This is a genomic window from Aquaticitalea lipolytica (assembly GCF_014641635.1).
GTDB classification, from domain to species: domain Bacteria; phylum Bacteroidota; class Bacteroidia; order Flavobacteriales; family Flavobacteriaceae; genus Aquaticitalea; species Aquaticitalea lipolytica.
Genome location: NZ_BMIC01000001.1, coordinates 333,892 through 348,034 on the forward strand (window position 1 = coordinate 333,892; position 14,143 = coordinate 348,034).

The 14,143-nt window shown below is 30.9% G+C and carries 14 protein-coding genes and 1 riboswitch; of the genes, 8 read left to right on the forward strand and 6 right to left on the reverse strand.

The features are described 5' to 3' along the window. Position 1: 1 nt before the first annotated feature. Positions 2–568: a HEAT-like fold family protein gene (locus IEW41_RS01490; protein WP_188604566.1), complete on the forward strand. Its 567-nt coding sequence runs from the start codon at positions 2–4 to the stop codon at positions 566–568. On the opposite strand, the gene IEW41_RS01495 is transcribed toward IEW41_RS01490, so the two are convergent. Continuing rightward, positions 555–1,535 (reverse strand): DUF1028 domain-containing protein, encoded by a 981-nt coding sequence (locus IEW41_RS01495; protein ID WP_188604567.1) that lies wholly within the window; start codon positions 1,533–1,535, stop codon positions 555–557. The genes IEW41_RS01490 and IEW41_RS01495 overlap by 14 nt on opposite strands. 96 nt (positions 1,536–1,631) lie before the next feature. Between IEW41_RS01495 and purB the strand changes: the two genes are divergently transcribed. Further along, positions 1,632–2,975 carry an adenylosuccinate lyase gene (gene purB / locus IEW41_RS01500; protein ID WP_188604568.1) on the forward strand — a complete coding sequence of 448 codons (1,344 nt, stop codon included), beginning with the start codon at positions 1,632–1,634 and terminating at the stop codon, positions 2,973–2,975. A gap of 232 nt (positions 2,976–3,207) precedes the next feature. Here purB and IEW41_RS01505 read toward each other — a convergent pair whose 3' ends face one another. Genes IEW41_RS01505 through IEW41_RS01520 form a run of 4 tightly spaced genes read right to left on the reverse strand, consistent with a single transcriptional unit; the run spans position 3,208 to position 5,342 of the window. Further along, positions 3,208–3,750 carry a GFO_1091 family lipoprotein gene (locus IEW41_RS01505; protein WP_229660139.1) on the reverse strand — a complete coding sequence of 181 codons (543 nt, stop codon included), beginning with the start codon at positions 3,748–3,750 and terminating at the stop codon, positions 3,208–3,210. Positions 3,751–3,752: 2 nt separating this feature from the next. After that, complete coding sequence (locus IEW41_RS01510) at positions 3,753–4,328, reverse strand: GFO_1090 family protein (RefSeq protein ID WP_188604569.1); 576 nt, start codon at positions 4,326–4,328, stop codon at positions 3,753–3,755. Between the two features lie 23 nt (positions 4,329–4,351). Then, positions 4,352–4,846 carry a PG0215 family putative anti-sigma factor gene (locus IEW41_RS01515; RefSeq protein WP_188604570.1) on the reverse strand — a complete coding sequence of 165 codons (495 nt, stop codon included), beginning with the start codon at positions 4,844–4,846 and terminating at the stop codon, positions 4,352–4,354. Continuing rightward, entirely contained in the window at positions 4,833–5,342 is a 510-nt protein-coding gene (locus IEW41_RS01520; RefSeq protein ID WP_188604571.1) for a GFO_1088 family ECF-type sigma factor, read from the reverse strand. Before IEW41_RS01520 ends, IEW41_RS01515 begins: the two co-directional genes overlap by 14 nt. Before the next feature lie 180 nt (positions 5,343–5,522). Here IEW41_RS01520 and IEW41_RS01525 point away from each other — a divergent pair, with 180 nt between their 5' ends. Continuing rightward, positions 5,523–7,031, forward strand: a complete 1,509-nt coding sequence (locus tag IEW41_RS01525) for a GFO_1087 family putative carboxy terminal peptidase (protein ID WP_188604572.1) — start codon at positions 5,523–5,525, stop codon at positions 7,029–7,031. 44 nt (positions 7,032–7,075) lie between these two features. Here IEW41_RS01525 and IEW41_RS01530 read toward each other — a convergent pair whose 3' ends face one another. Continuing rightward, on the reverse strand, positions 7,076–9,004 hold the full coding sequence (locus tag IEW41_RS01530; protein WP_188604573.1) for a TonB-dependent receptor plug domain-containing protein: 1,929 nt from the start codon (positions 9,002–9,004) through the stop codon (positions 7,076–7,078). 68 nt (positions 9,005–9,072) lie between these two features. Further along, a riboswitch (cobalamin riboswitch) is annotated at positions 9,073–9,274 on the reverse strand. Positions 9,275–9,342: 68 nt separating this feature from the next. Between IEW41_RS01530 and IEW41_RS01535 the strand changes: the two genes are divergently transcribed. From IEW41_RS01535 to IEW41_RS01555, 5 genes are read left to right on the forward strand one after another with little or no spacing between them, the layout of a single operon-like run. Further along, a complete protein-coding gene (locus tag IEW41_RS01535) occupies positions 9,343–10,488 on the forward strand; it encodes an ABC transporter substrate-binding protein (protein WP_188604574.1) in 1,146 nt (381 codons plus the stop codon). Continuing rightward, a complete protein-coding gene (locus tag IEW41_RS01540; protein ID WP_188604575.1) occupies positions 10,489–11,517 on the forward strand; it encodes a FecCD family ABC transporter permease in 1,029 nt (342 codons plus the stop codon). Between the two features lie 2 nt (positions 11,518–11,519). Further along, positions 11,520–11,915, forward strand: a complete 396-nt coding sequence (locus IEW41_RS01545) for a VOC family protein (RefSeq protein WP_188604576.1) — start codon at positions 11,520–11,522, stop codon at positions 11,913–11,915. Next, positions 11,915–12,709, forward strand: a complete 795-nt coding sequence (locus IEW41_RS01550) for an ABC transporter ATP-binding protein (RefSeq protein WP_188604577.1) — start codon at positions 11,915–11,917, stop codon at positions 12,707–12,709. The genes IEW41_RS01545 and IEW41_RS01550 overlap by 1 nt, the downstream gene beginning before the upstream one ends. A gap of 29 nt (positions 12,710–12,738) precedes the next feature. Then, complete coding sequence (locus IEW41_RS01555; protein WP_188604578.1) at positions 12,739–14,061, forward strand: DNA recombination protein RmuC; 1,323 nt, start codon at positions 12,739–12,741, stop codon at positions 14,059–14,061. Positions 14,062–14,143 lie beyond the last annotated feature (82 nt).

Below are 14,143 nucleotides of genomic sequence, written 5' to 3' on the forward strand. Positions count from 1 at the left end.
TTTGACTACAGACCAACTATATCAAGAATTAAATTATGTAAATCATTCGAGAGAAAACAGATTGAAGTATGCCAATTTAGTTATTGATAATCCTGAACTAATCTCTAAGCTATTAGATATTTTATTTATGGTAGATGATAAAATATCGTGCAGAGCTGCTTGGGTTTTTGAATTTATGTGTGGCGAAAATTTAGAAACTGCAATACCATATTTAGATAAGTTTACAGAAAACATACACAAAGTACATCAAGATTCTGCTGTGCGACCTGTAGCTAAAGTTTGTGAATATTTAGTAACTGCGCTATACTCTAAAACTGATAACAAAATTAAAACCTCGCTGTCTTTAAAACACAAAGAGCGAATTGTTGAGTCTTGTTTTGATTGGATGATTAACGACGAAAAAATTGCGCCAAAAGCTTATGCCATGAATTCGCTTTTTTTATTAGGAAAAGATATTGATTGGATTCACCCAGAATTAGTAACAATTTTAGAACGCGATTTTCAAATGCAAAGTTCAGGCTTTAAAGCTAGAGCTAGACATATTTTAAAGAAGATTAAAGCTTCATAACTTTTTCTAATTCAGCATCAGAAATTACTAATAATTTACTAGTTACTAATCGTGCTGTTAGAGTTTTCCAGTTATTATCTTGTTTAAAAATTGATTTTAAAATTGGATGTGCTTTTTCAAATTGTTTATTATTCAACAAATTAATAGCATACCAATATTGCATTTCTAAATTCTCAGGAAACAACTTTTGAGCTTCTAAATATAATGCTTCAGCTTTTTTAGAGTCACCTTCCTCCATTGCTAAATCACCTTTATTCATAAAATCGTAAGCTTTATGAATTTTCATTAATCGCTCTAATTCGTTTACTGGGTTATCATTATCTTCAACTCTTAAATCCATAATTACGTCTTCCCAAGAGTTTCCTGTAGCTTCTCCCTTTACAATTAAAATAGCAGCAGATTGTTTTCCTCTAATATCACCTTTTTCGCCTTCAGCAGCTTTTAAAGCAGCTAACATACGCTCGCTGAGTGTTCCTTTAGTGATTTCAAAAGCATTTGCCATTGCCTGCCAAACTGTATTATTTAGCATCATGTTTGCTTGTACAGAAAAATTTTTACCTTGTTTGTGACCAGCTTCTGCAATACAAGAACTTCCCGTATGAGTTGCTACTTCTCCTTTTGTGTTTAAAAAAGCAACTTGCCTATACATTTCACCACTATCGTTTGCTAATAAAGCATCTAATGCTTGTTGTGGAGACAAACCTTGCTCCATTAAAACCAACCCTTTTGGTCCATAACTTGGGTTTACTAACGATTGTGTAGCAACAACACCTACTCCAGCTTTACCATAAGTAACAACACTACCAACACTAAACCAATGACTTTGTACAGCAACACCAATGTCTCCTGTAACAGAATCTCGAGCTACAATTGAATAGGTATGTGTAAAGGGTTCTGATTTTTTATAGACTTGAGAAAACATAGTTTGAGAGAACATTAAAATAATTACGAAGTATAGCTTATTCATTTTTATAACGATTTATGGACTAAGATAACTAATTTATGTTTCAATTTTAAAACTTGAAATGACTATCTTTGCATCTTCAAAAAAACAACACAACACATGTCAATTTCATCATTAAACGCCATTTCTCCTATAGATGGTAGGTATAGAAGTAAAGTAAAAGAATTAGCTCCATATTTTTCTGAGGAAGCACTTATTAAATATAGAGTTCTTGTAGAAATAGAATACTTTATTGCTTTATGTGAATTGCCATTACCTCAACTTGCCGATTTTAACACCTCGCTTTTTGAAAATTTAAGAGCTATTTATAAAAATTTCACTTCTGAAGATGCTTTAGCTATTAAAGAGATTGAAAAAGTAACTAATCATGATGTTAAAGCTGTTGAATATTTCATAAAAGAAAAATTTGATGCTTTACAACTTCAAAAATATAAAGAGTTTATCCACTTTGGATTAACCTCACAAGACATTAACAATACTGCTATACCATTAAGTATTAAAGAAGCAATGAACGACGTTTACGTTCCTGAATATTCTATAATACTTAATCGTTTAAAAGAACTATCAAAAGATTGGGCAAATGTACCAATGCTAGCTCGTACACATGGTCAGCCTGCATCTCCTACACGTTTAGGTAAAGAAATAGAGGTTTTTGCAGTACGTTTAGAAGAACAATTTAATTTATTAAACGATATACCAAGTGCAGCTAAATTTGGTGGAGCAACAGGTAATTTTAATGCACATAAAGTTGCATATCCAAATGTAGATTGGAAAGCTTTTGGAAGCGCTTTTGTTCAAGAAAAATTAGGGTTACAACATTCGTTTCCAACAACACAAATAGAACATTACGACCATATGGCTGCTTTGTTTGATACTTTAAAGCGTATCAATACCATAATTATTGATTTAGACAGAGATATTTGGACTTATGTATCTATGGACTATTTTAAACAAAAAATTAAAGCAGGTGAAGTTGGAAGTAGTGCAATGCCTCATAAAGTAAATCCTATAGATTTTGAAAACTCTGAAGGAAATTTAGGTATTGCCAATGCTATTTTTGAGCACCTTTCGGCAAAATTACCAATATCTAGACTGCAAAGAGATTTAACCGACAGTACTGTATTGCGCAATGTTGGTGTACCTTTTGGTCATACTTTAATAGGTTTTAAATCGACTTTAAAAGGATTAAACAAATTATTATTGAATGAAGCAAAATTTGCTGAAGATTTAGAAAACAATTGGGCTGTAGTAGCAGAAGCTATTCAAACCATTTTACGTCGTGAGGCATATCCAAATCCTTATGAAGCATTAAAAGGATTAACTAGAACTAATGAAAAAATAAATCAGAAATCGATTTCAGATTTTATTGATACTTTAGATGTCTCAAACACAATAAAGGAAGAGCTTAAACGTATTACACCTAGTAATTACACAGGCATTTAATTTTATGAGCAAAAACACTTTAGCTTTAATATATACTTGCATTATTACCTTTGGCTTTTTTACAGCTGGAGTTCTTGATGTATTGGATTATTTTATAGTTAAAGCACTTTTATTTGTTGCTGTTGTTGTTTTGTTTATAATCCTTTTTATGATTGTAAATAAGAATGAAAACAAAAATCACTTGAAATAACTTCCAAGTGATTTTCTATTAACATTTAAATAAATTTAATCTTTATTTAAAAAACTCTGCAAATTGGCCAATTTGCGAAGTATCCATTTTTGATGTATTAAAGGCTGATGATAACTGCATTATTTTACTAGGATTCATATCGTCACCAAGTATTCTAATAATTGCAAATCCTTTATCATTGGCATTTCCAAAAAGTACTAATTCGTCAATATTACCTTCGTCACCTATATAATTAAAAGTAAACTTCCCTTCTTCAGTATTACCACGCATTAATTCATTATACTTTGGGTCTTTTAAAATAGCTTTTACTTTAGCTAATTCGGTTTCGTAACTAGCCACATTAGTACTATCTAATCGGTAAGCCAACATGTTTAATTTTTTAACAGACTTATAAGCTTCTTTTTGCTCTTCGGTTAGTTTAGACTCATCTAAACTTAAAATATTTGCAGGTAAATCTACAGCCAAGAAATTAGCCTTTTCCTGATTATCTACAAAATACTTTTGTAATGATGTACTTTGGTTGCAACTGTAAAGAGTTACAACCAAAGCCACCAAAGTGATTATATTTTTGATTAATGATACCATTATTATTGTTTTTTAGCTTTTCCAGCTTTTTCTAATTGCTGACCACCTGGAACATTCATTTTTTGAGTCATTTTAGATATCTGTCTCAAATCGATATCTCCTGTAAGAGATAATAAAACAGTCTCAAAATCACGTTTTTTACCATTAATAGTCATATCAGAATCTTTAGTAAGTTCTTTTAGACCATTAATTATCATAAGTAATTCTTTTACATGGTTTTCATCTTTTCCTTGTTTTACATAAAATTTAATCGTTTGATTACCATCTTTCATACGCATTAACTCTTCAAGACTTGAACTTTTTAAGTACTTCTCAACAGTAGCATTCATTTCAGAAGCAGTTTTTTCATTTCCAGTTGTAAAAACTTTCAATCCTGTTATTTTTTTAGCCATATCAACAAATGCTTGATCTTCTGGGTCATCCATATTGACATCTATAGTGGCTATCATATTAAACATCTTCTGGTTCATTATAAAAGATGACACAGATGCGTCGTCTTCAAACTTATCAAAAACACTCTGTCCAAAAGAAAATATTGGTGTTATGATGATTGCTAATACTATAATTATTTTTTTCATGATTTCTAATTATTAATCTGTTATTACTTGTTTTTAAAAAATTTATTTGTTGTATTCGAAAATTCATTAATATAATCTACTTTTTCAGAAGCTTTTTCAAATTGCGTGCCAACAATCCCTAGAACTTTTACATTAGTAGTTCCTTCACTAAACTTAGAAGCTAGTAGATTAAATGCTTCTTTGGTTTGATTGTATGCTAACAACTCTTCATGACTCAAATCGTCTATTGTTCGTTTTTTGTTAAAATCGAATTGAGTATAGGCTCCAAACATTAAGACTGCTACTGCTGCGACAGAAATCCATTTATACAAATTGTTTTTCTTAGGTTTTAATGGAACGTCTTTAGTAAACTTCTCTTGTTTAGTTTTAGAATAGTATTGAAACATTACTTTGTACGATTCTAAATGAGGCTCAACATCGTTCTGAGCAAAATAAGCTCTGAGTTGTTGTTCTTCTTTTAGAGTAGTTTCTCCGTTATCATACTTTTCTAAAAGCTTTTCTATATTATTTAATACCATAACGATGTGTATTTGTTAGTTGTTCTCTTATTGTTTTTCTTGCTCTTGATAAGGCTACACGAATTGCTGTTTGGTTCATATCTAGCATCTCTGCTATTTCTTCAAATTCGTATTGCTCTATATCTCTTAATTGCAATATTATTTTTTGTTGTTCAGGTAAAGCTTCAATAATTTTAGAAACCCAATCTACACTATCATTTAACTCAACCTGCTTTTGTAACGACACATTATTATCTTGATAATTACTGTGTACTATTTTTAAATTTTGTGCCTGTTTTGATTTTAATCTATCCAAGCAAAAATTCTTCGTCATTGTCATTGAAAACGCTTCTACATTATTATAGTCTTCAATTTTGTCTTGGTTGTTCCACAATTTCAACAGTATCTCTTGCGTAGCATCTTCAGCTTCTTCTTTAGAAACCAATAGTCTTTTTGCCAATCGGAACACCTTATCTTTAAAAGGCATTACTATATTTACAAAATCTGCCTGTGTCATTAGTGGTTAGTTTTATAAAACAGTTTAGTTATTCCTGCTTATATGATTACGACGATACACTTCTATTTTTGTTACAAATAGTTTTAAATTTACAATAATGTAAGTAAATTTAAAGTTTATTAAACTATTGTAATCTCTTTTACATTGTTTAATTTAACTCAAAAAATAAATGCTTTGAAAATGAAAAGAATTGTAAAAATTTCCCTTTTAGCTGTTGTTGTTTTAGGCTTGGCTACAAGTTGCTTTAAAGATAACGACGATAATCTTATTCTTGCCAGTGAAATAAGTGATTTTGTATGGAAAGGCATGAATGCTGCTTATCTTTATAAAGAAGAAATACCAGATTTAGCTAACGACCGTTTTGCTACTAATGACGAATATGGCGACTATTTAAATAGCTTCTCTAGTCCTGAGGAGTTATTTGAAAGTGTGGTATATCAGCGTTCAACTATAGATAGGTTTAGCTGGATTACAGATGATTATATTGCATTAGAGCAATTGTTTAGCGGAGTTACCAAAAGCAATGGCATGGAATATGGCTTAGTTTATGTTCCAAACGGAAATAATGCGATTTTTGGTTATGTTCGTTATGTATTACCTAATACAAGTGCACAGTCGCAAGGTGTGCAAAGAGGTGATATTTTTTATGCTGTAAATGGCGAATCATTATACTATAACTCACCTACAGATAATAATCTTGGACTTTTAAATGCTAATAATTACACTATAAACCTAGCAACTTATAATAATAATGGAACTCCAGAAACATCTGATGATAGTGTTACACCAGGAAGCGGAAGTATTTCATTAACTAAAGCTGATTATACTGAAAACCCAATATTAACACATTCTATTTTACAAGTTGAAGGCAATAACGTTGGCTATTTAATGTATAATGGGTTTACAGGAACAAATACTTTTGATTCTGCTTTAAATTCTGTTTTTGGCGAATTTCAAGCTGCAGGAATTACCGATTTAATATTAGACTTACGTTATAATCCTGGAGGATCTGTTAGAACTGCAACTTGGCTAGCATCTATGATTACTGGACAGTTTACTGGAAGTACATTTGTAAAAGAACAATGGAATAGTGAAATACAAGCTCAAATTATTGCTGACGACCCAAATTTATTATTAAATCCTTTTGTAAACCAGATGATTAAAACAAATAGTAGTGGTGCAGTAACGTTTCAGCAAAATATAAATCATGTAAATTTAAGTAGAGTTTATGTATTAACTACAAAAGCTTCTGCTTCAGCTAGTGAACTTATTATTAATGGGCTAGATCCATATATTAATGTTATACAAGTTGGAAAAACTACAACAGGAAAATATCAAGCTTCTGTAACTTTATATGACTCGCCAAACTTTGGCAGACAAAATGCAAACCCAAATCATACTTATGCTATTCAGCCTTTAGTTTTCAAATCTTTAAATGCAAATGATGTGACTGATTATTTTAATGGTTTGTCTCCAGATATAGAAATAGCTGAAAATTATGGAAACTTAGGTGTGCTTGGTAATCCAAGTGAGCCATTATTAGCTGCTGCTATAGGACATATTGAAGGTACAGGTCGTTTAAATTATACTAGTGATGGATTAGAAGAAGTTAAAGACAGTAACGACTTTATTCCTTTTGCTAAAGAAATGTATAGTGACAAACCTTTGCCTTTTATTAAGAAGAATTAAAAAAACCAATAAAAAAAGCCACTCAATTGAGTGGCTTTTTTGTTTTATAAACTTAGATTAAATCCTACATTTATATTTCTGCCTTTGGTAGAATACCCAAAAAGCTCAACATACTCTTCGTTTAATAGATTAGTCACATTTGCAAAAAGTGTGACTTTATTTTTTGCAATTTTATGACTTACATAAAAGTCTAAAAGGCTATAGCTTCTCATGGTTATTTCATCATTCATAAAAGTTGTACTATTATAAACAGCATCTGTTCTGTCGTCATTAAATTGATACGACACACTCATAAACGTTTTATCACACAATTGATAATCTAATCTTGCATTGGCTTTAAGTTCTGGAATACGTAAACTTAAATCATCTTCAACTTTAGTATATGTAGCATTAGCATTTAGCACTAAGCTTTTAGTAAATTTATAGTTTGCTGTAAATTCAATTCCACTAGCAGTAAACGACTCATCTACATTATTATATTGAAATACAAAACCTCCTAAATCAACAAAATCGATAAAGTTTTTCTCATCTCTAGTAAAATAAACAACACTTACTGTTGCTTTATCCTTAATATTTAACTCTGCTCCTACTTCAATAGTTGAATTTTCTTCAGGTTTTAAATCTGCATTACCATAAGTTGGCTCAAATAATTGATACAATGAAGGTGTGATGTAAGCTGTACTATAGCTAGCTAATCCTTTTAAGTAACCAAAATTTGTTTCTTTTTTAAACGAAGGATTTACACTATAAACAACATGCGAACCATATTCACTATGATTATTTAAACGTGCTCCAACATTAACATTTAGACCAAAATCTGAAACATAAACCGCATTAGCGTAAGGATCTATAATTGTAAATTGAGCAGTTTCAGGATTTATACTCTGTTCAAAATCTGTACTACCAAAAGGAATTGAGAAACTTTCCATTTTGTTTTCTTGAGCATTTACACCAATAACTGTATAAAATTTATCGTTAAAATTATAACGGTTAAATACATCTGCCACATAACTATCTGCATTAAATTGTGTTGGATAACTAGAGTTTATATCACGCTTAATGGTATTGTAAGCAGCATTTAAAGTAATGCTTCCATTTTTGTATGTGTATTCTGGTGAAACACCAACTCTGTATTGTTTTGAAGTTGATAAATCATCTGTATCAATCCCAGAAAAAGCATCATCAAATTCGGCTTTGTATTTATCAAAACTTCCATAAATAGTAAGTTTAAATGCATTTGAAAATTGATAACCTAATTTTAAGTTTCCATTAATAGCATTAAATGCATCAGATTCAGTTCCGTTAGAAATTGCAGATAAACCATTAGTATATTGATTACCAAAACTTACTAGATAATTAAAATTATTTAAGGTTCCGTTTACTGAAACACTATTTTTAAAATCTTCAATAGCATAGTTATCATCATTAACAGATTGATTAGTTCCTAAAACACTTTTAAAATTAGCAGACACCTTATTTTTAGAGGCTTCTTTCAACTTAATGTTAATTACAGCAGTAGCTGCTCCAGAGCCATAAAGAGTACTCGATGCGCCTTTTAAAATTTCAATACTTTCAATCTGATCTGCATTAAGCAAACGCAAATCGTAATCATTAGCTATTTGTGAAGCGTCAGTAACAGCAATTCCATCAATTAATACTAAAACTTGTCTGTTTCGTCCTCCTCGAATAAAGTAACTAAGGTTTTGTCCTGCATTACTTTTTGTCCCATTAATTTCAATTCCAGCAGTTGCATTAATAATTTCAGCTACTGTTTTTCCTTGTAAATGTTGAAGTTCTTTTTGAGTGATTTTGGTAATAACCTTACCTGAATTTTCACGTTTTAAATTAAATTTAGAATCTGTAATAACTACTTCATCTAATTGTTCTACTTTGGTAGAATCTGCTTGCTGTTGCGCAAAACTTAGCATTGATATACTACAAAGCATACCTAAAACAAAAGTGTTTTTGTTCATTTTAAAATTTAATTACTCGAGAATCGTATGGATATATCATACGTAAACTTTTATCCCGAAAGTTTGACTTATTTGTTTTGAAAATGGCAGGTCTCCTGACTTGCGTCTTCATGTTGGTCTTCCCAGAAATTTTTCCAGTGACTAGAAGTATAACATGAAGCTTTGTAGCTTACAGTTGCGGGAACAGTTCTGGACTTGATAAAAATCGCACCAGATTCCCTTTTAATCCATTCAGAAAAACTGAATAGAACCAAAATTCGCTGCGAAAGTAAACATTTTGTTTAAGGGTTCATTAAAAACTTTAAATAATCTTACTTTTGAAAAAAAATAATTTCATTTTGAAAAAACTGTTTTTACTTGTTTTAATTATTGGATTCGTTGGTTGTAAAAACGATAAAAAAATAAATAGAACATTACCATCTCTTGACCGTTCTGAGTTAATTCTTAAGTATGCAAAAGGGTTTTCGGTGGTAGATTATGGTCAATATAAAATACTAAAAATCAATAGCCCATGGCCAAAATCCGAAAAAACATACACGTATTTATTGCTTACCAAAGAGCAAGCAATGGTCAGCACTTTTAATAAAGATGACTATGATGCTATTATTACAATTCCTATTGAAAAAATAGTAGTTACATCAACCACACATATTCCTGCTTTAGAACTTTTAGGTGTAGAGCAGACCTTAGTAGGTTTTCCAGGAACTGATTATGTGTCTTCAGAAAAAGTAAGAGGTTTAATAGACACTAAAAAAATAAGAGAACTTGGTGAAAATGAAGGCATAAACACTGAGGTTTTACTAGAATTAAATCCTGATTTAGTTGTTGGTTTTGGTATTGATGGTAACAACAAAACATTTGAAACCATTAAAAAATCAGGTATTCCTGTAATTTATAATGGAGATTGGGTTGAAGACTCACCTTTAGCAAAAGCTGAATGGATAAAATTTTTTGGTGTGCTTTTTAATAAAGTAGCCGAAGCAGATTCTATTTTTAATCAAATAGAAAAAGATTATTTAGATGCAAAAGCGTTAGCATCAAAAGTAACAACAAAACCCTCAGTTTTAAGTGGTGCAATGCACAAAGATGTTTGGTATTTACCAAACGGAACAAGCCCTGAAGCACAATTATTAAAAGATGCTAATGTTAATTATCTTTATAGTGAAACTACTGGAAGTGGAAGTTTAGCTTTAAGTTTTGAGTCTGTTTTTGAAAAAGCAAAAGCTGCCGATTTATGGTTAAGTCCATCATATTATAGCTCGTTTGAAGCACTTGAAAAGGCAAATCAGCATTACACAAAATTTGATGCTTTTAAAAACAAAAGTATTTATACGTTTGTAAATACAACTGGAGCAACTGGAGGTGTTTTATATTACGAATTAGGAACAACACGACCAGACTTAGTATTAAAAGATCTAATTAAAATTTGCCATCCAGAATTACTTAAAGATTACAAGCCATACTTTTTTAAACCTTTAGAATAATTGCAAACTAGTAAAACATATAAAATCCCTTTTTTAGTATTAGCTTTAATCCTAATAATTTGCTTTATAATCAATATTAGTTTGGGTTCAGTTTCTATTCCATTAAAATCTATTTTTAATAGTTTATTTGGTACTGCAGACAATGAATCTTGGCAATATATCATTCAAAATTACAGACTACCAAAAGCTTTTACAGCCATTTTAGTTGGTTCTGGTTTAGGAATTTCAGGATTACTAATGCAAACACTTTTTAGAAATCCGTTAGCAGGTCCATTTGTTCTTGGTATCACCTCTGGAGCTAGTTTAGGTGTCGCTTTAATAATTATGGGAGCATCAATTTTTGGTGGATTTTTTGCCACAATACTAATCTCAAAATGGAGCATTGTAATTGCTGCAAGCTTAGGCAGTTTCTTGGTGTTGCTTACCGTTTTAATAGTTTCGGCAAAAGTAAGAGACACCATGGCAATACTTATTATAGGTTTAATGTTTGGAAGCATAACTGCTGCAATAGTGAGTGTTCTTTCTTATTTTAGTTCTGCTGAACAATTACAACAATACATATTTTGGGGCTTTGGAAGTTTGGGTAATTTATCATGGTATGAGCTGTTTATCTTCTTCTTAATTTATTGTATCGGAATTATTCTAAGTGTTGTATCAATTAAAGGTTTAAACACATTACTTCTTGGTGAAAACTACGCCAAAAGCTTAGGATTAAACATTAAGCAAAGTAGACTCATAATTATTATTGCAACTAGCCTGTTAGCAGGAACTATTACTGCATTTGCTGGACCAATTGCCTTTATTGGGTTAGCAATTCCGCATATGACAAGGCAAATTTTTAGTACCTCAAACCATAAAATATTGCTACCAGCTGTGTTTTTGTTTGGAGCCATAGTAATGCTTATTTGTGATAGCATAGCACAACTACCAACAAGCGATTATACATTACCAATAAATGCAATAACGTCATTAATTGGAGCTCCAGTAGTAATTTGGTTATTAGTAAGAAAACGTAAAATGATGTTTTAATTATGGAACAACAACTTGCACATATTTCGCTATTAGTTAATGATTACGATGAAGCCATTTCGTTTTATACTCAAAAGCTAAAGTTTGAACTCGTTGAAGACACAAAACTAAGTGAGACAAAACGTTGGGTTATTGTAAAGCCTAAAGGTACTCATGGCTGTTCTCTATTACTTGCAAAAGCTGCAAATGAAGAACAAAAAAGTAATATAGGAAATCAATCTGGCGGACGTGTTTTTTTGTTTTTACATACTGATAATTTTGAGAGGGATTATAAAAACTTAATCAATCAAGATATTAATATAATCCGAACACCTTCAATTGAGGCTTATGGAAAAGTGCTCGTTTTTGCAGATTTATATGGTAATTTATGGGATCTAATTGAACCAAAAAAAAGTTAGTGTCAAACACCAATAAACATATCGTTTTAAAAACCAAAGACCTTTCCATTGGTTACAAAACCAAGAAGGCTGAAACTGTTATTGCCGACAACATCAATATCGAGTTACATAAAGGTGAATTTATAGGATTAGTTGGAGCAAATGGCATTGGAAAATCTACTTTATTAAGAACGCTTACCAATGTTCAAAATTCTTTAAGTGGAAGTATTTATATCAATAATAAATTGCTTTCAGAATTCCAGCCAGAAGATTTAGCTAAAGCTATGAGTCTGGTGTTAACTGAGCAAATTGCATCAAAAAATTTATCAGTTTTTGAATTAGTTGCTTTAGGAAGACAACCATACACCAATTGGATTGGCAATTTAAGTGAAAATGATATTACTATCATAAATCGATCACTCCAACAAACTAATATTGAAGCTTTAAAACATAAAAGATGCTTTGAACTTAGTGATGGTCAATTACAAAAAGTGATGATTGCTCGTGCTTTAGCACAGGATACAGACTTGATTATACTTGATGAGCCAACAACACATCTAGACATGTATCATAAAGCCTACATTTTAAAACTGCTTCAAAAACTAGCAAAAGAGACCAACAAAACTATTTTGTTTTCTTCTCATGAGATAGATTTAGCCATACAATTATGTGATAAAATGATTGTAATGACTGCTAATAATGTTGTTTCAGATACGCCTTGCAATTTGATTAGCAAAGGAACTTTCAATACTTTATTTCCAAAAGATTTAATTGCTTTTGATGAAAACACTGGAAGCTTTAGAGTTAAAAAATAATTATCTTTGGTGAAATTCAATTTCATTTCATGAACGACAACATAATTCTCATTATAGCAATTCTTATCTCTGGTGGAATTGGTGCTTATATTGGCACCACAATCACTAAGTTGAAAAGCAAAAGTGAACAAAGCACTTTACAAGAGCGTCAAAACCAATTAGGTTTAACTATAGAAGAACTTAAACAAAATTTAAGCAAAATTGAAAGTGAGCGTGAAGAGATTCGTCGTGAAAAAGAATTTTTAAATTCTGAATTAACCAGAAAAAATACAGAATACGAAAACCTACAAATTCATAATTTAAAGCGTGACGAAGAACTTGCAAAACAGCAAGAACAACTTCGTAAGGATTTTGAGTTAATGGCAAGTAAAATTTTAGATGAAAAATCTGAAAAATTTACACTTCAGAATAAAGAAAATATTAAAAGCATACTAAATCCTCTTCAAGAAAAAATACAAGTTTTTGAGAAAAAAGTTGAAGACACTCAAAAGGAAAGCATCTCAATGCATAGTGCTTTAAAAGAACAACTTTTAGGCTTAAAAGACTTGAACCAACAAATGACAAAAGAAGCTACAAACCTAACCAGAGCTTTAAAAGGCGACAGTAAAATGCAAGGTAATTGGGGCGAATTGGTTTTAGAACGTGTTCTTGAAAAATCTGGATTGGAAAAAGATAGAGAGTATTTTGTTCAGCAAAGTTTCACTACTGCTGAAGGCTCACGTGTGCTACCTGATGTTGTATTGCATCTTCCTGATAACAAACGAATGGTTATAGACAGTAAAGTGTCGCTTACCGATTATGAACGCTATGTTAATGCAGACGATGATGACAGACCTCAATTTTTAAAAGCGCATGTGAATTCCATAAGAAAACACGTTGATCAACTTTCTGAAAAAAAATATGAGGATTTGTATGATATTCAATCTCCAGATTTTGTTTTGATGTTTATTCCAATAGAACCAGCTTTTGCTATTGCTATAAACGACGATAATTCATTATATAATAAAGCTTTCGAGAAAAACATTGTTATCGTTACACCTTCTACTCTACTTGCTACACTTCGTACTATTGACACGATGTGGAACAACGAAAAACAACAACAAAATGCTATTGAAATTGCTAGACAAGCAGGTGCTCTTTATGATAAGTTTGAAGGTTTAGTGAGTGATTTAACTGGCGTTGGCAAAAAGATTGATGATGCTAAAAAAGATTATTCTTCTGCTATGAATAAGCTAGTTGAAGGTAAAGGAAACCTTATTACAAGTGTGCAAAAGCTAAAAAAATTAGGCGCAAAAGCTAAAAAATCGCTTCCAGAAGCCATTGTAAAGAGAGCTAAGATTGATGAAGATTAACTTATATTCTTTCATTTAATTCCTTAATAACGGAATATTTTTGTTTATTCCTTAAAAAAGGCATATATTTGATTATTCCTTA